We start from the raw sequence: 19,376 nt of genomic DNA, 5'->3' as shown, positions 1-19,376 counted from the left end.
AGCGCGTCGTCGATGGGCGGTTTATAGGGGAGACCCCCTTCCGGTGTCAACACCCCAAAATCTGAAAAATGACCCCCCTATGACACTGTGGAGAACTGAGCCGGCAAGACGGCAAAAAACGTTGAAGATATTGATTTTTCGGGTTGTGCATAACTTGGTTCGCCGGGCCCCGGTCGACGCCGTTGGTCGCCGGAAGCCGCGATTTTTTCCGCTTCGGAGCCGACTTTTTTCGCCGCGCACGCCGGCCGCGCCGCCCAAATCGGCGCGGATGGGCGCGTGAATCTCCAAAAAGAATGTCTCCCGGCGGCGGTTCGGAGTTTCGGCCGCGGTGTTCGGGATGGCCTGCGCGGGTCCGCACGCCATCCCCGCGCGCCACGCGCCGCTCGGCCGACAGCGAAGGGACCCGCCCACGCCTCGGCCGCGCGGAGGCGTTGGCAGATCCAGACCGGCACGGCCGGGCCGCAGCGCGACACCGGGCGTTCGCGTGGCTCCCCCTCCCACCCGCTCGTGCGCGCGCGGGCACGAGCGGGTGGGAGGGGGTGGGAGTAGGGATCACCCGTTTCAGTCTCTGGCCGCAGACGCGCGATGGCCGGCGTCGGCCCGCCATGCTTTTGCCGCGTCGGCCGGCTCAACATCCCGCTTCCCGTCCTGCGGCTGCGCTTCGGCGCGTTGACGCGGGAAGGGAGGCGGGGCATGGTCCAGCGCACGTCTGGAGCGCGCGCCGTTCGTTGCGGGCTCTATCTCCGATCTAGAGAGCCGTCCGCGCGCAAACCGGCGGTTTGGGCAGGCCGCTCTCCAGGGGCTAACCGGGTTGCGCCGCCGAGGCGGTTCATCGCTGAAGGGACGGACATTGGTTCAACGACGATCAGCGGGTGCCTGGCGCGACGCCTCGAGCGCCGCCGGCCTCGGAGACGATCCCCCGCTCGGCGTCGATGGCGACGAGGAGGAGATCGACCGCCGCCGGGTCTCGGTGCGCTGGTTCGCCGCCACCCTCCTGACCGCCTTGTGCGGCACCTTCCTGATGGGCGGCGCCGTCTATGCCGCGCTCGAAGGCGAGCACCGCTTCGCGCTGATGCCCGAGAAGGTCCGGGCCGCGATCCGCGGCGCCCTGGCCGCCGGCGAGCGCCCGTCCAACTCCGCCCGCAAGGGCGATCGCATGTCGCTCCTGGCCGAGGCCTCGAACGCGCGCCAGACGTTCCGCGTCTCCACCACCACCAAGATGGGCGACCGCGAGATCATCAAGGTGCGCCCGTTCACCCGCGTCGCCGCCAATCTCGCCATGACCGCGACCTCGGTGTCGTCGGACATCCCGCGCTTCAACCCGACGCAGATCGTCTCCGAATCCATGAAGGAGGAGGAGTCCACCGCCCAGGCCGAGCCCACGGGCGAGGTCACGGTGGTGATGCGCGAGCTCTCCCAGGTGCCCGCGAGCGCCAAGCTCGGCGCGCCGACCCCCATGGAGAGCGTCCTCATCAAGGTGCGCGAGGTGGCCGAGCTCGCCCGCCTGCAGCCCAGCGCCGGGTTGCCCGCAGCCATCACCGGGGCGCCCCGCTTCTCGCCCGCCGCCCCCTATCTCGCCTATGCAGTCGAGGGGGATGGCGCGTTTCCCGCGCCCACCGCCATCGACAATGTGAGCTTCGTGCAGAAGAGCTCGGCCGAGACCTCCGGCGGCAACGACTGGTCCGAGCGCACGACGGTGGTGAAGAAGGGCGACACCATCGTCTCCATCCTGACCGACAACGGCGTGTCGCAGCAGGAGGCACGCGCGCTCGCCGGCGTTTTCGGCCGCGGGCGCGATGGCGCCGTCAACGACGGCCTGCGCCTGCGCATGCTGCTCCAGGAGAATGCGGACAAGAACGTCCAGGCGCTGCGCGTCTCCATCTTCTCCGACGCCGGCCACGAGGGCACGGTGGCGCTCTCCGACCTCGGCCGCTACGTCTCCGTGGCCGAGCCGTCCGAGACCGAGATGGCGGGCGTCTCCGAGGAGGTGGACGACGACAGCGGTCCCGGCATCCGCCTCTATGAGAGCGTCTATGAGACCTGCCTGCGCAACGACGTGCCGCGCAACGTGATCGCCGACATCATCCGCGTCTATTCCTTCGACGTGGACTTCCAGCGCCGGGTGCGGCCGGGCGACAATTTCGAGGTGCTGTATTCCGACGACGGCAGCAGCAGCAACGAGGTGCTCTACGCCGCCCTCACCATCAACGGCGACCAGCGCCGCTACTACCGCTTCCAGACCACCGACGACAGCCTGATCGACTATTACGACGAGGACGGCAAGAGCGCGAAGAAGTTCCTGGTGCGCAAGCCGCTCGCGGGCGGCGTCATGCGCTCGCCCTTCGGCTATCGCCGCCATCCCATCCTCGGCTATTCCAAGCTGCATACCGGCGTCGACTGGGCCGACAGCGTCGGCACGCCGATCTACGCCGCCGGCAACGGCACCATCATCTACGCCAACTGGAAATCGGGCTACGGCAAGCACACCGAGATCCAGCACGCCAACGGCTACGTGACCACCTATTCCCATCAGTCCGGCTTCGCCAAGGGCATCCGCCAGGGCGCGACCGTCCGCCAGGGCCAGCTCATCGGCTATATCGGCTCCACCGGCCTCTCCACCGGGCCGCACCTCCACTACGAGGTCAAGATCAACGGCAGCTTCGTCGACCCCATGCGCATCAAGCTGCCGCGAGGGCGGGCGCTGGACGGCCGGTTCCTCGCCGAGTTCAGGAAGGAGCGCGAGCGCATCGACGCGCTCCTCAATCACGCGCCCGTGCCGCCCAAGGTCGCGGGCATCGCCTCGAACGCCCGCACCAGGGCCGCCAGCAACTGACGGCCGGCGGGCGCGAAAATTCCCTGAGCGCAAGCGTTTGTGGCCATGAGCCCGGCCGCAAACGGCCGCAATTCAAGCTTGACCTTGGCAGTGGTTGGGCTACCGCCGCAACCGGGCATCTCGCTCTACAATCTTCCCAGAGGACGACCCCATGAGTGGCTCCCTCAGAGGTTCCGCCAACGGTTTCGTGCGCCCGCTCGCTTATGCCCTGCTGCTTGCCGCGGCCCTCCGGGCGACACCGCGCCGGACCAGATCGTCATCGTCCGCCAGGCGGACGGCAAGGCCATGGCGGGCATCACCATGGCCAAGCTCGACGTGAAGCCCATCGCCGCCTGCGCCGGGGTGTGGAAGCCCTACAAGACCAAGGCCGACGCGCTGCAGAAGGCGGAGGAGAAGGACGCCAAGGACCAGGATCCACGCTGGGAGGAGATCCCCAAGATCCAGGACGAGGGCTCGCTCGCCTACCGCGCCTGCTTCGTGAAGGAGGCGCCGAGCCAGCCCTTCTTCGCCGCCGCCGTGAAGCGCGCCGAAGCCTTCCTCGCCACCGCGCGCGGCCAGTATGGCGCCACGCCTTGGACCGGGCGGAAGGGGCTGCCCCTTCCGCCTCTCCTGCGTCCTTGGCTGACGCCGGACCCCCGTCTGCTGATCCGCTTCCCGGGCGCGCCGACGGCGGCGCCATGGAGGATGCGCGGAGCCGATTCGGCGGTGGGTGCTCCATGGCCGCGTCGGCGCATCCTCTCCGGACGCGGACGCCGCGCGGCTCCATTGCCTTTTTGCCGGCGCGTCGGGATGATGCGGCCCCCGCATCGTTCGGCATGAGCCCCGCGTCATGAAGCATTCGGCCTCCAACCTGCTCGCCTGCGCCTTCCTGCTGTCCACCGGCCTGCCCGCTGCCGCCGGGCCGGCGGAGGACTACATCGCCGCCCGCAACAAGGCGGTGGCGGCGGTGGACACCGCCGTGAAGGGCGGCAAGAGCGATGCGCAGATCGCCAAGATCGAGGAGAGCGCCCGCAAGGACCTGGAGAAGCGCATGGCGGCGCTGGTGGGCGCGCTCAAGTTCAAGGGCCTCGGCCAGAAGCCGGTGCTCTCGCCCGAGACGCTGGTGCGGGACGAGCTCGGCTCGGATTCGCCCGACGGCCTCATCTTCATGGACGAGGACGGCGCCACCTACGTCCTGGTCTCGCCCGAGCCGGTCTTCACCGACTGGCTGAAGGCGCGGGCGCAGGACGAGGGCGCGCCGGCCGCCTTCAAGGACGGCATCAAGGCCGCGACCGGCGACGAGTTCTTCTACACGCTCACCGTGAGCCGCGATGCCGCCTTCTCGCGCTACGCGGACATCGTGCCGGCCGCCAATCCCGGCGAGCTCGTGCATGCGGCGCTGGGCCTGTTCTCACAGGACATCGCCGGCAACGCGCCCCCCGACACCATCGTCGTCACCCGCGTCGCCGACGGACGCGTGAGCGTGGCCGCGGCTGACGCGACGGTGCAGGTGCCGCCGATCCCGGTCTGCGACGATGCCTGGAAGGCCGCCTCCGCCAAGGCGGACAGCCTGCTGGAAGCGGCGCAAAAGTCCGGCAAGGAGGACGACCCGCGCTGGGAGGAAGGCTTCCGTGCCCAGGACGACGCCTCCAAGGCCTACCGCGACTGCTTCGTGAAGGAGGCCGCAGGCAAGCCCTTCCTCGCCGAAGCGGGCAAGCGGGCCGAGGCGGTGCTGGAGATGATGCGCGGGAAATGAGGATGGGTCCCGCGAGGCCATGGGCGCCGTCCGACCGGAGCGGCAGGGCGCCTGCGGAGGACATGCAGCCGAAATCCGCTTGAAATAAAGCACGAGCACCGTCCGCCCCGTCAGACCCGGCATCGACCGAAGCTGGGTCGCCACGATTTGTGACGGCCACGGGAGCGAAAGGTCATTTCGCCCGGCCGCCGATCCGGTGACGGGAGATGGCGATGAAGGGGCAACGGGCGGGCTTCACCGTGGGGCGCAGCGGCCGCCACCACATTCTGGCGCTGTGCGCGATGCTGGCGATCGGCGCCACCCAGGCCGGGCCCGCCTGGGCCCAAGCGCCTGGGCAGGCGGCAGGGCAGGCGGCCGCCGACGGCTTCGACGCCAGCAAGCTGCCGCGCATCGCCGGCGCGCGCGAAATCTATGCCGGCCCTGCCACGACCGTCTTTTCCTCGCCCCAGCCCATCGGCCCCACCGCCGATGCCGTCGCGGCGGCGCTGGCGGCGCTCGGCTGGCAGAGGTTCTCGGCGCCCGATGCCGCCTCGGCCGCGGCTCCGACCATGCGCACGCTCACCTTCAAGAAGGGACCGCAGGCGCTCAACGTCTTCATCACGGTCGCGCCGGCCCAGAACAACGCCATCAGCGTCCAGTATTCGGCCTTGCCCTTGCGGGTCGACCTGCCGTTCACGGCGGATGCCGCGGACATCCGCTATTCGCCGGACAGCCCCTCGCTGAGCCTCGTCAGCGCCGAATCGCCCGACGCGCTCCTCGATTTCTACCGCCGGCAGCTCGCCGGGCGGGGCTGGTTCCTGTGGTCGGAAAAGACCGACGGCAGGCAGGCGGAGGGTGGCCCCTCGGGGACCCTCAACGGGCGTGGCGGCTCCGCTTATTACATCAGCGACCGGGATCCAAAGGTGACGCTGGCGCTGGTCCTGCAGAAGACCGGCGACGGGAAGGTGCGGGTCGAGATCAAGCCGCAGCCCGTCGGGCTGCTCAGGCAAATGCGGGCGACGGCCGCGGCGAACACGCCCGCCGCCGAGGCCCAGTCGGTCGAGCCCGGCGGCGATGTGTTCGGCCTGCCGGTGCCGCGCCCGCGCAAGGGCGCGGGCGGGACCAACTATGCCACCGGGCGGGACATCCACGCCGAGGTCCTGGCGAGCCTCGACGCGGTCCTTTCCTTCTATCGCGGCGCGCTGGCCGCGCTCGGCTGGAAGGAGGACGCGCGCGGTACGGCCATCGGCTCGAACGAGGCGGTGGTGGCCTACACGCTCCCCGACGGAACGGCGACCCTGAAGCTCGCGCGCCAGCAGGGCCTCACCACCGTCAGCCTGGTGGAGAAGCTCAACAGGCCCAAGCCCCAGAGCGCGCCCGGCCTCGGCACGCCGGGCGCCGGCATGCCCGGCCTCGGCGGGGTGGGCGACATGCTGCAGCAGGCCCAGCAGATGATGCGCAAAGCCGAGCAATTGGCGCCCGGCGCCAAGGCGCCCCCGCCCGGCGCGGGGTCCGCCGCCGCGGCGCTGCGGCCGCTCGCCGACGCCGCGACACCCGTTCCCCTGCCGGAGACGGCGCAGGGCATCGATTTCGACGGCGAGAAGGGAACGCTGAGCTTCTCAAGCCCGTCCGAGGTCAAGGCGGTCGCGGACTTCTTCCGCTCGGCCCTGACGCAGTCCGGATGGCGCGCGAAGCCGGGCGTCATCAACAGCGCCAACATGGTCCAGCTGGACTTCGCCAAGTCCGGCAAGGACGTCTCGATCACGGTGATGCGGATGGGGCCGAGCACCAACGTCACCGCACGCGGCTCCGGCCTGGTTCTGGCCGGTGCCAAGGCGGAGCGGCCAACGCCGCGGCAGGACGCCCGCGCGGCGAGCGCGCCGCCCCCCTCGCCCGACGACCTCGTCGCCGAGGAGCGCGGCGGGCTGCCGGTTCCCAAGCGCACGACCATGTCGGAGGTCGCGAAGACCCCGTTCCGGCGCGAGCTCAACGCCAGCGTGCCCATGGAGGTTGCCGTGGTGCTCTACTTCTACCGGCGCGAGCTGGGCAAGCGGGACTGGAAGGAGGAGGCCGGGGGCCGGGTGGTCGCGGCGGACGCCGCCACGCTGCGCTTCGCCTCGCCCGAGGGGCCGGCGGTGCTGACGCTGGGCCGCAAGGGCGGCGAGACGACCGTCAATCTCGCGCTCAGGAATCCGGAGGCGGCGAAGACGGCGGGCGTCCTGCCGCCGCCCGGAAAGGCGCGGGTGATGTTCGGCAACATCGAGCCGCGGGAGGCGACGATCACGTTCGACAAGCGGGCCATCAAGGTTCCCGCCAATGCCGGCACCAAGGCGCCGGACGGGCCGATGCTCGACGTCGCGCCGGGCAAGTACCGCTATTCGATCAAGGCCGGCGGCAAAACCGAGACCGACGAGGTGGAGGTGCGCGCGGACGAGACCTGGGGCCTCATGATCGGCCACGGCGGGGTGCTGCCCTTGCAAGCCTATTGATCCGCTCGGCCCCGGTACGCGCCCTCGCGCCATGAGGCAAAGAAAAACCCCCGGCGCTGCCGCCGGGGGTCAATGATCTCGACCGCAGCTTCCGCCCGGCCGCGCGCCTCAGGCCGCCTGGTCCACCGGGCCGGCCTCGGCGGCGAAGGTGAGGTGGCCCTTGTCGAAGCCGATCTTCACCTTGGACCCGTCCGGGATCTCGCCGGCGAGGATCTTCTCGGCCAGCGGGTCCTGCACCAGCTTCTGGATCGTGCGCTTAAGCGGGCGCGCGCCATAGGCCGGGTCGTAGCCCTTCTCGGCGAGGTGGTGCCGCGCCTCGGGCGAAAGCTCGACGGTGATCTTGCGATCCTCCAGGAGCTTGCGCAGCCGGCCGAGCTGGATGTCGACGATGGTGTCCATCTGCTCCCGCTTCAGGCGGTGGAACATGACGATCTCGTCGATCCGGTTGATGAATTCCGGGCGGAAGTGACGCCGCACGGCCCCCATCACCAGATCGTAGGCCTCCTCGTCGGAGACCACCTCCTCGCCCTCCTTGCCCGGCACCTTGAAGCCCATGGGCTGGCGCGGGTCGGCCAGATACTCGGCGCCGAGGTTCGAGGTCATGACGATCAGCACGTTGCGGAAGTCCACCGTGCGCCCCTGCCCGTCCGTCAGGCGCCCGTCGTCGAGCACCTGCAGCAGAACGTTGAAGACGTCCGGATGGGCCTTCTCCACCTCGTCGAACAGCACCACCTGGTAGGGCCGGCGGCGGACCGCCTCGGTAAGGGCGCCGCCCTCGTCGTAGCCCACATAGCCGGGAGGGGCGCCGATCAGCCGGCTCACGGAGTGCTTCTCCATGAATTCCGACATGTCGATGCGCACCATCGCCGTCTCGTCGTCGAACAGGAACTCGGCGAGAGCCTTGGTCAGCTCGGTCTTGCCGACGCCGGTGGGGCCGAGGAACAGGAACGAGCCGATGGGCCGGTTCGGGTCCTGGAGCCCGGCGCGGGCGCGGCGCACGGCGGTGGAGACGGCGGCCACCGCCTCCGACTGACCCACCACGCGCTTGGCCAGCTCCAGCTCCATGCGCAGGAGCTTCTCGCGCTCGCCTTCGAGCATCTTGTCCACCGGCACGCCGGTCCAGCGGGAGACGACGCCGGCGATGTGGTTCGGCGTGACGGACTCCTCCACCATGCCGCTGCCGGCGCCGCCCGCCTTCTCCAGCTCCGCGAGCTTCTTCTCCAGCTCCGGGATCACCGAATAGGTGAGCTCGCCGGCCTTCTGGTACTCGCCCTGGCGCTGCGCCGCCTGGAGGTCGGCGCGGGCCTGGTCGAGCTTGGCCTTCACGGTCGTGGCCTCGCCGAGCTTCTCCTTCTCCGCCTTCCACTTGGAGGTGAGGGCGGAAGCGCGCTCCTCGAGGTCCGCCAGCTCCTTTTCGGACCGCTTCAGGCGGTCCTTGGAGGCGGCGTCGGTCTCCTTCTTGAGGGCCTCCTGCTCGATCTTGCGGCGCATGATCTCGCGGTCGAGGTTGTCCAGCTCCTCGGGCTTCGAATCCACCTGCATCCTGAGGCGCGAGGCCGCCTCGTCGACCAGGTCGATGGCCTTGTCGGGCAGGAAGCGGTCGGTGATGTAGCGGTTCGAGAGCACGGCCGCCGACACCAGCGCCGAATCGGTGATCCGCACGCCGTGGTGCAGCTCGTACTTCTCCTTGAGGCCGCGCAGGATCGAGACGGTGTCCTCCACCGTGGGCTCGGCGACGAACACCGGCTGGAACCGGCGGGCGAGCGCCGCGTCCTTCTCCACGTGCTTGCGATACTCGTCGAGCGTGGTGGCGCCGACGCAGTGCAGCTCGCCGCGGGCGAGCGCGGGCTTCAGCAGGTTGGACGCATCCATGGCGCCATCGGTCTTGCCGGCGCCGACCAGGGTATGCATCTCGTCGATGAACAGGATGATGCCGCCCTCGGCCGCCTCCACCTCGGAGAGCACGCTCTTCAGGCGCTCCTCGAACTCGCCGCGATATTTCGCGCCGGCGATGAGGGCGCCCATGTCGAGGGCGAGCAGGGACTTGTTCTTCAGGCTCTCGGGCACGTCGCCGTCGACGATGCGGCGGGCGAGGCCCTCCACGATCGCGGTCTTGCCGACGCCGGGCTCGCCGATGAGCACGGGATTGTTCTTGGTGCGGCGGGCCAGCACCTGGATGGTGCGGCGGATTTCCTCGTCGCGGCCGATCACCGGGTCGAGCTTGCCGTCCCGCACGGCCTGGGTGAGGTCGCGGGCATACTTCTTCAGCGCGTCATAGGCGTTCTCGGCGGTCGCCGAATCGGCCGTGCGGCCCTTGCGCAGCGCCTCGACGGCGGCGTTCAGGCCCTGCGGGGTGGCGCCGGCCTTGGCCAGGATCTTGCCCGCCTCGGTGTCCTTCTCGATGGCGAGCGCCAGCAGCAGCCGCTCGACGGTGACGTAGCCGTCGCCGGCCTTCTTGGCCGCCTGCTCGGCGGTCTCGAACACCTTGGCCAGCTGCTGGGAAAGATAGACCTGACCCGAGCCGCCCTGAACCTTGGGCAGCTTCTTGAGCGCGGCCTCCACATCGGCGCGCACCAGCGTGGGATTGCCGCCCGCACGCTGGATCAGGCCCGAGCACAGGCCCTCGGGGTCGTCCATCAGCACCTTCAGCAGGTGCTCCGGGGTGAACTGCTGGTTCCCCTCCCGCACCGCCAGCGACTGGGCGGACTGGACGAAGCCACGCGCGCGCTCGGTATAGATCTCGAAATTCATGTGTCTGTTCCTCCTTCTCGCGCCGGCCGCCTTCAAGAAGCACGGCGGCACGCTCGGGCACGGCACCGGCATCCCCGGCTACCGTCACGCGGATGGACCACACCCGCGCTTTCGCTCATGTGGGTGTGTCCCCGCGGCAACGGAAGGGGGTCCCCGGCCCGCAAGCCGAGAATCTCGCCGCCATGCCCACCCGTCATTGATCCGCCGCACCGGCGGCACCGACACAAAAGCTTCGAACAGCGCCGCTATAAGATCGCGCTCCCGCGCGGCCGCCGCCCCCGGGGGCGGATGGCGCGCGCCCGGCTCACGGGCGTCCTGGGAGGACCCAATGTCGAGCTCGGCCGAACCGCACCGCACCTACAACGTCCTGTTCCTGTGCACCCACAATTCCGGCCGCTCGCTGATGGCCGAGGCGATCCTCAACAAGGACGGCGCCGGCCGCTTCCACGCCTTCTCCGCCGGCACCAGCCCGGATGCGCAGGCGCATCCCATGGCGGTCGAGACCCTGGAGCGGCTCGGCTATCCCGCGCAGGGCCTCAATCCCAAGAGCTGGGATGTGTTTGCCGGGCCGGATGCGCCGCACATGGACTTCGTGTTCACGGTCTGCGACGACGCCGCCGACGAGGAATGCCCGATCTGGCCCGGCCATCCCATGACCGCCCATTGGGGGATCGAGAACCCGGCCAAGGCCGAGGGCGGCGAGATGGACCGCGGCGCCGCCTTCACCCAGGCGTTCCGGCACCTGAAGAACCGCATCACGGTGTTCGCCAACCTGCCGCTCGCCAGCCTCGACCGCCTGGCGCTGGAGATGCACCTGAAGGAGATCGGCATGATGGACGGCGCCACCCGCGGCGCGACCGTCGCCGGCTGACCGCAGCCGGTCCCGCGGGACGCCGGGCGGAGCCGCGGGACGCCGCGGCGTCCGGTAACGGGCTGCCGGAGGCCGGGCGAACCGGGAATTCCGCTTCCCGCCGCGCGCCCGGCGCGCAGCCGATGGGCCTTGCCCCGCCGCATCGGCCGTGACCATATCGGCGCGCCGGCCCCGCCACCGGGGCGCGATTTGGGGGCGCCCATGATCGATTTCGGTCCGAACCTCTTCGTTCTCGTTCTCCTGGTCCTCGCCGTCGCCATCGTCTTCGCCGGGGTGAAGACGGTGCCGCAGGGCTACCAGTTCACGGTCGAGCGGTTCCGCCGCTACACCAAGACGCTGATGCCCGGACTGAACCTGATCGTCCCGTTCATCGACCGCATCGGCAACAAGGTGAACGTGATGGAGCAGGTGCTCGACGTTCCCACCCAGGAGGTCATCACCAAGGACAACGCCACCGTCTCGGTGGACGGCGTCGCCTTCTTCCAGGTGTTCGACGCCGCGCGCGCCTCCTACGAGGTGGCGCAGCTCGATCTGGCGATCCTGGCCCTGACCATGACCAACATCCGCACCGTCATGGGCTCCATGGACCTCGACCAGCTGCTGTCGCACCGCGACGAGATCAACGAGCGCCTGCTGCGGGTGGTGGACGCCGCCGCCGCGCCGTGGGGCGTGAAGATCAACCGCATCGAGATCAAGGACATCGTGCCGCCGGCCGACCTCGTCAACGCCATGGCGCGGCAGATGAAGGCCGAGCGCGAGAAGCGCGCTGTGATCCTCGAGGCGGAGGGCCAGCGCCAGTCGGAGATCCTCAAGGCCGAGGGCCAGAAGCAGGGCCAGATCCTCCAGGCGGAGGGCCGGCGCGAGGCCGCCTTCCGCGACGCCGAGGCGCGCGAGCGCCTCGCCCAGGCCGACGCGCGGGCGACCGAGATGCTCTCGGCCGCAGTGGCGTCGGGCGATCCGGCGGCACTCAACTACTATATCGCCGAGAAATACGTGAAGGCGTTCGAGACCCTGGGCGCGGCGCCAAACCAGAAGGTGGTGCTCATGCCCTACGAGGGCACGGCGCTTTTGTCCTCGCTCGCCGGCATCGGCGAGATCGCCAGGGGCGCGTTCGGCGGCGGGGCCACCCCGGACGGCGGAGCCGCGCCGCCGCGCGGGCGCCGTCCCACGGGCCCGGCCACCCCGCCGCCGGCGGAGTGAGGCCATGGGCCTGCTCACCGACCTCGGGCCGTGGGCGTGGTTCGTGCTCGGCGGCCTGCTGCTGCTGGCCGAGATCGCCGCGCCCGGCGCCTTCCTGCTGTGGCTCGGCATCGCCGCCCTCGTCACCGGCGTGCTGGCCTATGTGATCGACCTCACCTGGCAGATGGAGGTGCTGCTCTTCGCCGCGCTGGCGGTGATCGCGGTGCTGGCGGGCCGGCGCGTCGCCCCGGCGCCGGGCAAGGCCTCCGACCGGCCGTTCCTCAACCGCCGCGCGGAAGGCTTCCTCGGCCGGGTGTTCGTGCTCGACGAGCCGATCCTCGCCGGGGTGGGGCGGGTGCGCATCGACGATTCCGTCTGGCGCATCGAGGGCCCGGACACCGCGGCCGGGCAGGCGGTGAAGGTGGTGGCCGTGGATGGCGCGACGCTCCGGGTGGAGCGGGCGTAGGGGGGCAAGAGCAGAGACCTTACCAAGTGGCGCATCTGACCGTCACGTATTGACCCTGAAGCTGGGTGGACGGAATTAGCTGCGTCTATTTAGATAGCCGCCATTCTACATCCGAACCCATTGAGATCTTTAGCGTGCGATCTAATTTTCGCGAAAGCAGTCATTTGCCCACTGACAAATGGGAGGCGTCTTCTTTGCGCAAAAGTTGCAATTTCCCGACTTTTTTCGCTAAAAGCTTTATCCGATCGTCGAGCTCCTTAAATCTCTTGGCAAACATCTCGATCTCATCGGCGAGGTAGTTCCACTCTGGTTCTGCATGAAACCATCGGTCGGCCCGAGCGTGCGAGGGGAGTAGCGCGTGGAAGATCGTGACTGGTTGATCCGGGTCGTCATAGTCGGGCGACATAGCTTCAGTGACATATCCATGAGCCAGTTCATTCCTCCTCGCCACCCATTCGGTGTAGGCACCCATCTCTTTGCTCAGTGCCTTCTTGAATTTGGCCGCCGCAGGATGCTGATCTCCGAAGTTACCCGACAAAAAACTCAAGCCCGCCTCCCGCAAAAACCTCGCACGGTCGTGCGTTTTGACAAGGGTGTCTAGTGTATTGATCGCGAGTTCGAACTCTCGTTCAGGCAAATGTCGATGCAAGGCATGTGCAAGGCTGCTGACGGCAGCATTGACTCCTTCCCAAGCCGACAATGCTCGGCCAAGCGCCGTGTAGATTGGGCCGTCTGACCGATCGCCTTGCCGGTTTGGCATGAAACTGCCCGAAGGCCGGTCCCACGGCATCCGTTTGATGCTCATAAAGTCCTACTTTTCAGATCGGTTGCGTAGTTTGCATGATGCTTGGCTGGCTGCAAGCCACGCCGGCGGTCAATGCACGGTCGGTGAAATCAAGGCGCGTCGATCGCCAGCTTCGGGAAGTTGTTCGGATCAAAGAATGGGTCCTTATCCCATTTCATCTCGACTGCGATGGTTTCACGTAGCAGGACCGTTTCCCAATGTTGCAGGGAGGCGTCCGATGCGGAGAAGTCAGAAACAAGGATTTCCAATCTAAAGCCGACCTTGTCGTAGCTTTTCTGCTTGCCGAACGCCGTCTGGTTGGAAATTCCGAATCGAAACAGATCGCCCGTAGGATCAATCGCGTGAAAAGCCTCGATCAGCCTTTCAGTCTGAGCTAGTCGGGCATCTTCTCGAAATCGGTAACCGGAACGGACTAGCCAATCGCTGCAATGAGTCCAAATGGCCTTCAGGTCATGAGAACGGATCATCTTAGTTCCGATCTCACCGCCTTTCTGGCCGATCTGTTCTAGAAGCGCCTTGAGGCGAAGCTCCAGCGTTTGGCGCACCAAATGAGAAATTGGAGCAGTCCAGTTCCCCAGCCCGTTCCTCTGACAGGCTTCAATGACAAGGTTAGCAGCCATCTGAAAATCTAGGGCCAGCTCGCCATAGCTGCATTGGCCGTTGTGGTTCTCGACATAATAGATCCCCGAGACGACGTCCGCGCTTTCGATGGTCGGACCCGTCCAAATTTCGTGATGAAAGCGCGGATCGTCGGCGGAAGGTTTTTGTGTCATCGTATTGCCTTACTGACAGCGACAACCCAGGGCGCACCAGATACCTAGTATACTGAGAGTTCATTAGTCGGAAACGCACTTTAGTGCGCCCGCACAGGATGAGGCGAGACGCCAATCGCAACAACGTCCGCTTGAACGGCCGATGCTCCTAAAAGCTAGCACGTCTTCTCCCCACCCCAGTGCGCACGTACGCAGCGGCGTGTCGGGAAAGCCGCTGTGGGTCATTGCCACCAATGTCGAAACCCTCAAACGTACCCCCTCTCCCGCTTCCGACCCCAAAAAAAAACAGGGCGCCCGGCCAGGCCAGGCGCCCCGTCCCCGTCACATCCCGTCAGTTCACTTGAAGAACAGCGGCACGTCGCCCGGCGTCGCCTTGAGCTTGGCGGCGGCGTCGCAGAAGTCCTTCTTGTCGCCGTTGCCCTCGGCCAGAAACAGGCCGTAGCGGGCGCCGAACGCCACCAGGACGGCGGCGCCGAACTCCTTCTCCTGCTTCTCGTTGAAGTCCTTGTCCGGGCTGGTCAGGACGCCGGTGATGCCCTTGCCGAAAGACTCGGTGTCGAGCGTGTAGCCGTCGCACACCCGCACGATCGCCGCCTGGAAGGCGAGATTGTTGAGCGCGGTGTATTGCGGCCCCGGAAGCAGGCCGTTCTCGGATTCGAGAAGGTCGTTCCAGGCATTGTCCATCCGGTCGTCGTCCGGCAAGGCGGCCCCGGAATGGGGGGCGGCCGGCTGGGCGAGCGCGGGGGCGCAGGCGGCGGCGGAGAGCGCGAGGGCGACGAGCGCGCCGCGCAGGGGCTTGATGATGGTCATGGGATCTCAGTTCCTGCCGTACACGCGCCAAGTCCAATCGGCGGCATAGGCGCCGCCGTTGTAGTAGCAGGCCCGCTGGCCCGGATAGCAGACCACGTTGGAGGCCGGGGAGAAGGGCGCCGGCGGCACGTAGACGGGCGGCGGCGGCGGTCCGTAGACGTAGGTGTTGCGGTGCGCGCTGTCGGCGATCGCGGCGCCGACGGCAAGCCCGACAATGCCCGCGGTCACCGCCGCGGCGCCAGAGCTCATGCGCGCCGCGCTGGGCGCGGCTTGCGCGAGCAACAACGCCGGCGCCAGAAGTGCGACGGCAAATAGTCCTCGGCTCATTGTATTTTTTCCAATCCCTGTTTGTCCAACCTAGGATATTGAACGCAGGTTGGCCCAAGAAATCAAGCATACCGGTTGTGTATTCGGCGCCATCCATCAACGCTGGCGAGCACAAACGGGGAAGTTTGACCGTTTCACTTGATCGTCAGGGGTGCTTTTCAGAGCGGCCCGGCATCCCCCAAGCATCTGAAAAGGCTTAGATGCGCCCCCTGGTATCCGGGTCTGGACCGGCATCTTGGCCCCGGTCCGCGCGCGGCGCGGGATCTGGCCACGCAGGTGAAATTCCTGTCTTGCGGGGCGCGGCGCGGCCACGCGCCGCCGCCCCTCACCCCATCGCCTGCCGCACCAGCTCCTCCTCCACCTCGGCGAGCAGCGCCTCGTTCGCCTCCCCGGCGACGCTTTCGCGGCCGATCTCCAGCAGCACCGGCACCGAGAGCGGCGAGACGTGCGGCAAGGGCTGGTGGACGATGCGCCCCCTCACCCGCGCCAGCATCCCGCCGAGCCGCTTCACATCCAGAAGGCCGGTGGCGGCATCCGCCCGCGCGGCGCGCAGCAGCAGATGGTCGCTCTCGTGGCGGCGCAGCACGTCGTAGATCAGGTCGGTGGAGACCGTGACCTGCCGCGCCGTCTTCTCCTTGCCGGGAAAGCGGCGCTCGATCAGCCCGGCGATCACCGCGCAGTGGCGGAACGTGCGCTTCATCAGCGCGCTTTCGGCGAGCCACGCCTCCAGGTCGTCGCCCAGCATGTCCTGGTCGAACAGATCGGCCAGCGAGAGCCGCCCCTGCCGCACCGCAAGCCCCATGTCGCCGGCGCCCCAGACCGCGAGCGCATAGTCGTTGGCGACGAAGCCCATGGGCTTCAGCCGCGCCCGCTCCAGCCGCCGGGTCAGCAGCATGCCCAGCGTCTGATGCGCGAGCCGGCCCTCGAACGGATAGGTCACGAGATAGTGGCGGCCGGACTGCTCGAAGGTCTCCACCAGCAGGTCGTCGCGTCCGGGCAGGCGCGAGCGCGCGCGCTGGAGCTCCAGCCACTCGCGCACCTGCGCCGGCAGCGAGGCCCAGCGTTCCGGAGCGGACAGAAGCGAGCGCACGCCGGCGGCCAGGAAGGTGGAGAGCGGGAACTTGCCCCCCGCATAGGCGGGAACCCGCGGCTCCTTGGCGGTGCTGCGCGAGACATAGACCTCGTCCTCCACCAGCGCCTCGTAGCGCAGGATCTCGCCCGCGAAGACGAAGGTGTCGCCCGGCACCATGGTCTCGACGAAGTACTCTTCGACCTCGCCCAGCATCCGCCCGCCGAAGCGCACCTTTCCGGCCACCCCGCTCTTCGACGCGCCGCGCGCCGAGACCAGGCGCACCTTCAGCATGGCGGCCTCGACGATGGTGCCGACGTTCAGCCGGTAGGCCTGCGCGATCATGGGGTTGGCGACCCGCCACAGGCCCTCCTTGGTGCGGCGGATCTTGGCGTAGCGCTCATAGGCCTTCAGCGCGTAGCCGCCGGTGGCGACGAACGCGACCGCGGCGTCGAAATCGGCGCGCGGTAGGGCGCGGTAGGGCGCGGCGGATGTCACCTCGCCATAGAGCGCCTCGGCGTCGAAGGGCGTCGCGCACGCCATGCCGAGGATGTGCTGGGCCAGCACGTCCAGCGCCCCGGCGCGCTCGGGCGGGGTGTCCTGCGCCCCAGCCTTCACCGCCTCCAGCGCCGCCCGGCATTCCAGCACCTCAAAGCGGTTGGCGGGAATGAGCACCGCGCGCGAGGGCTCGTCGAGCCGGTGGTTGGCGCGGCCGATGCGCTGCATCAGGCGCGAGGCGCCCTTGGGCGCGCCCACATTGATGACGAGATCCACGTCGCCCCAGTCGATGCCGAGGTCGAGCGAGGAGGTGGCCACCACCGCCTTGAGCCGCCCGGCCGCCATGGCGGCCTCCACCTTGCGGCGCTGCTCCACCGCCAGCGAGCCGTGATGGAGCGCGATGGGGTAGCTGGCGTCGTTGATGCGCCACAGCTCCTGGAACAGGAATTCCGCCTGCCAGCGGGTGTTCACGAACACCAGCGAGAGCGTGTTGGCGCCGATCAGCTCGTAGATCTCGGCAAGCGCATGGTGGGCGGTGTGGCTCGCCCAGGGCATCCTCGCCCGGCTCTCCAGCATGGAGACGTCCGGCGCCGCCCCGCCCGCCGCCACCACGAGATCGGCGAGCGGGGCGCCCGCGCCTTGCGGCACCAGGTAGCGCCGGAGGTCGTCCGGCTCGGCGACGGTGGCCGAGAGGCCGACGCATTGCAGCCCCGGCGCGATCGCCCTGAGTCGCGCCAGCGTCAGCGCCAGCAGGTCGCCGCGCTTGGAGGTGACGAGGGCGTGCAGTTCGTCCAGCACCACCCGCTTGAGGCCGGAGAACAGGTGGTCGGCATCCTTGGAGGCGAGCAGCAGCGCGATCTGCTCCGGCGTGGTGAGCAGGATGTCGGGCGGGTCGCGCCGCTGGCGCTGGCGGCGCGAGGCCGGCGTGTCGCCGGTGCGGGTCTCGACGCGGATGGGAAGGCCCATCTCCGCGACCGGCGCCTCCAGGTTGCGGGCGATGTCCACCGCCAGCGCCTTCAGCGGCGAGATATAGAGCGTGTGCAGCGGCGACGGCGGCCGCTCCGCCTGCCAGCGGGCGAACGGAACCGGGGCGGCGCCCTCCTCCCCGCCGGCGCCGGCCTTGCCCCCTTCCTTGCCCCCTTCCTTGCCTGCGGGGGAGGGCGGAACAGGGGCGGGCTTGGGCGGGGCGATGCGGCGCGCCGGCTTCCCGCCCCGCGCCGCGCTCAGCTCCACCAGCGTCGGCAGGAAGCCGGCCAGCGTCTTGCCGGCGCCGGTGGGGGCGATGAGCAGCACCGAGCGGCCGGCCGCCGCGGCGCCGAGCAGATCGAGCTGGTGCGCGCGGGGCGTCCAGCCGCGGGCGCGGAACCATTGGCGGAACGCTGGGGGAAGGGCGGCCTCGGCCCTGGGCGCGGCATGGGACACGTCCCGAAGATAGGATGCGGCCGGCGGTTTCGCGATGGTGTCTTTAATCGCCCGTCAACCGTCTCGGCCCCATGGTGCGCCGTCAGTTCCCGCGTGGAGTAGCCAAGTCCCATGATGTCCCGCGCCGACCGGACCGTCCTCAGCGAATGGTGGTGGACGGTGGACCGGGCCCTGCTCGCCGCCCTCTTCGGCCTGATGATCATCGGCATCATCCTCTCGCTTGCGGCGAGCCCCGCCGTGACGGCGCGGATCGGCATCGACGATCCGTTCCATTTCGTGAACCGCCAGCTCCTGTTCCTCGTCCCGGCGGTGGGGGTGCTGCTCGCCACCTCCTTCCTCACGCCGCGCGCGCTCCGGCGCACCGCGATCGGCGTGTTCGCGCTGTTCTTCGTCCTGCTGCTGGCGACCCTGGTGTTCGGGCCCGAGGTGAAGGGCGCCCGGCGCTGGCTGACGCTCGCCGGCATCACGGTGCAGCCCTCGGAGTTCATCAAGCCGGCCTTCGTGATCCTCGCCGCCTGGCTGTTCGCCGAAAGCTCGAAGCGGCCGGAGATGCCGGCGCAGTCGCTCGCCATGCTGCTGCTGGCGAGCGTGCTGGTCCCGCTGGTGCTCCAGCCCGATTTCGGCCAGAGCCTGCTGATCTGCCTCGTCTGGGGGGCGCTGTTCTTCCTCGCCGGGCTGCGCTGGATCTGGATGGTGGGCCTCGTCGGCGTGGGCGCGGGCGCGGGCGTCGTCGCCTACCTCACCGTGTCGCACGTGCAGAAGCGCATCAGCCGCTTCATCAATCCCGATTCCGGCGACACCTACCAGATCGAGGCCGCGCTCAACTCGTTCCGCAACGGCGGCTGGTTCGGCACCGGGCCGGGCGAGGGCACGGTGAAGCGCATGCTGCCGGACGGGCACACCGACTTCGTCTTCGCGGTGGCGGGCGAGGAGTTCGGCATCATCCTCAACCTCATCATCCTGGCGCTGTTCGCCTTCATCATCCTGCGCTCGCTCCGGCGCGCCATGGACGAGAGCGACCCGTTCGCGCGCTTCGCCATCACCGGGCTGACGCTGCTGTTCGGCCTCCAGGCCTCCATCAACATGGCGGTGAACGTGCACATCGCCCCGGCCAAGGGCATGACGCTGCCGTTCATCTCCTATGGCGGGTCCTCGCTGATCTCGCTCGCCTTCGGCATGGGCATGCTGATCGCGCTGTCGCGCAAGCGTCCCGGCGCCGCCGCGCTCGCCGCGCTGAGCGAGCCGCGCCGGAAGGCGGAGCCGCGCGCGATGGAGACGTCCGGGCCGGAGCCGGCTGCGGCCGCCGCGCCCTGAGATTTCCGCCCCGGCGCGCGCCGGGGTAGAACGGCGCCGCAATCCCCACGGGGGT

At 68.8% G+C, this 19,376-nt stretch carries 14 protein-coding genes; 8 read left to right on the top strand and 6 right to left on the bottom strand.

The window, feature by feature from the left end:
* Window positions 1-850 precede the first annotated feature (850 nt).
* From V5F67_RS02620 to V5F67_RS02605, 4 genes are all read left to right on the top strand, one after another.
* Complete coding sequence (locus V5F67_RS02620) at window positions 851-2,833, top strand: peptidoglycan DD-metalloendopeptidase family protein (RefSeq protein ID WP_394021385.1); 1,983 nt, start codon at window positions 851-853, stop codon at window positions 2,831-2,833.
* Between the two features lie 285 nt (window positions 2,834-3,118).
* Window positions 3,119-3,652: a hypothetical protein gene (locus V5F67_RS02615; RefSeq protein ID WP_394021386.1), complete on the top strand. Its 534-nt coding sequence runs from the start codon at window positions 3,119-3,121 to the stop codon at window positions 3,650-3,652.
* Between the two features lie 10 nt (window positions 3,653-3,662).
* Complete coding sequence (locus tag V5F67_RS02610) at window positions 3,663-4,568, top strand: hypothetical protein (RefSeq protein WP_394021387.1); 906 nt, start codon at window positions 3,663-3,665, stop codon at window positions 4,566-4,568.
* A gap of 212 nt (window positions 4,569-4,780) precedes the next feature.
* Entirely contained in the window at window positions 4,781-7,036 is a 2,256-nt protein-coding gene (locus V5F67_RS02605) for a hypothetical protein (protein ID WP_394021388.1), read from the top strand.
* Between the two features lie 108 nt (window positions 7,037-7,144).
* Here V5F67_RS02605 and clpB read toward each other — a convergent pair whose 3' ends face one another.
* The gene (clpB, locus tag V5F67_RS02600; RefSeq protein WP_394021389.1) at window positions 7,145-9,787 is read right to left on the bottom strand and encodes an ATP-dependent chaperone ClpB; all 2,643 of its coding nucleotides are present in this window, start codon (window positions 9,785-9,787) and stop codon (window positions 7,145-7,147) included.
* Window positions 9,788-10,115: 328 nt separating this feature from the next.
* On the opposite strand from clpB, the gene V5F67_RS02595 reads away from it, so the two are divergent.
* The 3 genes from V5F67_RS02595 (at window position 10,116) to V5F67_RS02585 (ending at window position 12,303) form a co-directional block, all read left to right on the top strand.
* The gene (locus V5F67_RS02595) at window positions 10,116-10,658 is read left to right on the top strand and encodes an arsenate reductase ArsC (protein ID WP_394021390.1); all 543 of its coding nucleotides are present in this window, start codon (window positions 10,116-10,118) and stop codon (window positions 10,656-10,658) included.
* A 201-nt stretch (window positions 10,659-10,859) separates the two neighbouring features.
* On the top strand, window positions 10,860-11,858 hold the full coding sequence (locus tag V5F67_RS02590) for an SPFH domain-containing protein (protein WP_394021391.1): 999 nt from the start codon (window positions 10,860-10,862) through the stop codon (window positions 11,856-11,858).
* 4 nt (window positions 11,859-11,862) lie between these two features.
* Entirely contained in the window at window positions 11,863-12,303 is a 441-nt protein-coding gene (locus V5F67_RS02585) for an NfeD family protein (protein ID WP_394021392.1), read from the top strand.
* Window positions 12,304-12,463: 160 nt separating this feature from the next.
* Here the strand turns inward: V5F67_RS02585 and V5F67_RS02580 are convergent, their stop codons facing one another.
* The 5 genes from V5F67_RS02580 to V5F67_RS02560 all read right to left on the bottom strand — a co-directional run bounded on the left by V5F67_RS02580 (window position 12,464) and on the right by V5F67_RS02560 (window position 18,007).
* Window positions 12,464-13,108, bottom strand: a complete 645-nt coding sequence (locus tag V5F67_RS02580) for a hypothetical protein (RefSeq protein WP_394021393.1) — start codon at window positions 13,106-13,108, stop codon at window positions 12,464-12,466.
* A gap of 89 nt (window positions 13,109-13,197) precedes the next feature.
* Window positions 13,198-13,881 carry a hypothetical protein gene (locus tag V5F67_RS02575; protein WP_394021394.1) on the bottom strand — a complete coding sequence of 228 codons (684 nt, stop codon included), beginning with the start codon at window positions 13,879-13,881 and terminating at the stop codon, window positions 13,198-13,200.
* Between the two features lie 336 nt (window positions 13,882-14,217).
* Entirely contained in the window at window positions 14,218-14,691 is a 474-nt protein-coding gene (locus V5F67_RS02570; protein WP_394021395.1) for a hypothetical protein, read from the bottom strand.
* A 6-nt stretch (window positions 14,692-14,697) separates the two neighbouring features.
* The gene (locus tag V5F67_RS02565; RefSeq protein ID WP_394021397.1) at window positions 14,698-14,940 is read right to left on the bottom strand and encodes a hypothetical protein; all 243 of its coding nucleotides are present in this window, start codon (window positions 14,938-14,940) and stop codon (window positions 14,698-14,700) included.
* Window positions 14,941-15,343: 403 nt separating this feature from the next.
* A complete protein-coding gene (locus tag V5F67_RS02560; RefSeq protein ID WP_394021398.1) occupies window positions 15,344-18,007 on the bottom strand; it encodes a ligase-associated DNA damage response DEXH box helicase in 2,664 nt (887 codons plus the stop codon).
* Between the two features lie 111 nt (window positions 18,008-18,118).
* Between V5F67_RS02560 and ftsW the strand changes: the two genes are divergently transcribed.
* A complete protein-coding gene (ftsW, locus tag V5F67_RS02555; protein WP_394021399.1) occupies window positions 18,119-19,321 on the top strand; it encodes a putative lipid II flippase FtsW in 1,203 nt (400 codons plus the stop codon).
* Window positions 19,322-19,376: the final 55 nt, after the last annotated feature.

The organism is Xanthobacter pseudotagetidis (assembly GCF_043194795.2).
GTDB classification, from domain to species: domain Bacteria; phylum Pseudomonadota; class Alphaproteobacteria; order Rhizobiales; family Xanthobacteraceae; genus Xanthobacter; species Xanthobacter tagetidis_A.
Note: the sequence above shows the minus strand (reverse complement) of the source record. Positions and strands in the feature narration are given on the sequence as shown.

Bases quoted from the DNA above. Each gene is read 5' to 3' on its own strand.
- V5F67_RS02615 (WP_394021386.1), top strand. From the start codon at position 3,119: ATGGCGGGCATCACCATGGCCAAGCTCGACGTGAAGCCCATCGCCGCC.
- V5F67_RS02610 (WP_394021387.1), top strand. From the start codon at position 3,663: ATGAAGCATTCGGCCTCCAACCTGCTCGCCTGCGCCTTCCTGCTGTCC.
- V5F67_RS02605 (WP_394021388.1), top strand. From the start codon at position 4,781: ATGAAGGGGCAACGGGCGGGCTTCACCGTGGGGCGCAGCGGCCGCCAC.
- clpB (WP_394021389.1), bottom strand. From the start codon at position 9,787: ATGAATTTCGAGATCTATACCGAGCGCGCGCGTGGCTTCGTCCAGTCC.
- V5F67_RS02595 (WP_394021390.1), top strand. From the start codon at position 10,116: ATGTCGAGCTCGGCCGAACCGCACCGCACCTACAACGTCCTGTTCCTG.
- V5F67_RS02590 (WP_394021391.1), top strand. From the start codon at position 10,860: ATGATCGATTTCGGTCCGAACCTCTTCGTTCTCGTTCTCCTGGTCCTC.
- V5F67_RS02585 (WP_394021392.1), top strand. From the start codon at position 11,863: ATGGGCCTGCTCACCGACCTCGGGCCGTGGGCGTGGTTCGTGCTCGGC.
- V5F67_RS02580 (WP_394021393.1), bottom strand. From the start codon at position 13,108: ATGAGCATCAAACGGATGCCGTGGGACCGGCCTTCGGGCAGTTTCATG.
- V5F67_RS02575 (WP_394021394.1), bottom strand. From the start codon at position 13,881: ATGACACAAAAACCTTCCGCCGACGATCCGCGCTTTCATCACGAAATT.
- V5F67_RS02570 (WP_394021395.1), bottom strand. From the start codon at position 14,691: ATGACCATCATCAAGCCCCTGCGCGGCGCGCTCGTCGCCCTCGCGCTC.
- V5F67_RS02565 (WP_394021397.1), bottom strand. From the start codon at position 14,940: ATGAGCTCTGGCGCCGCGGCGGTGACCGCGGGCATTGTCGGGCTTGCC.
- ftsW (WP_394021399.1), top strand. From the start codon at position 18,119: ATGATGTCCCGCGCCGACCGGACCGTCCTCAGCGAATGGTGGTGGACG.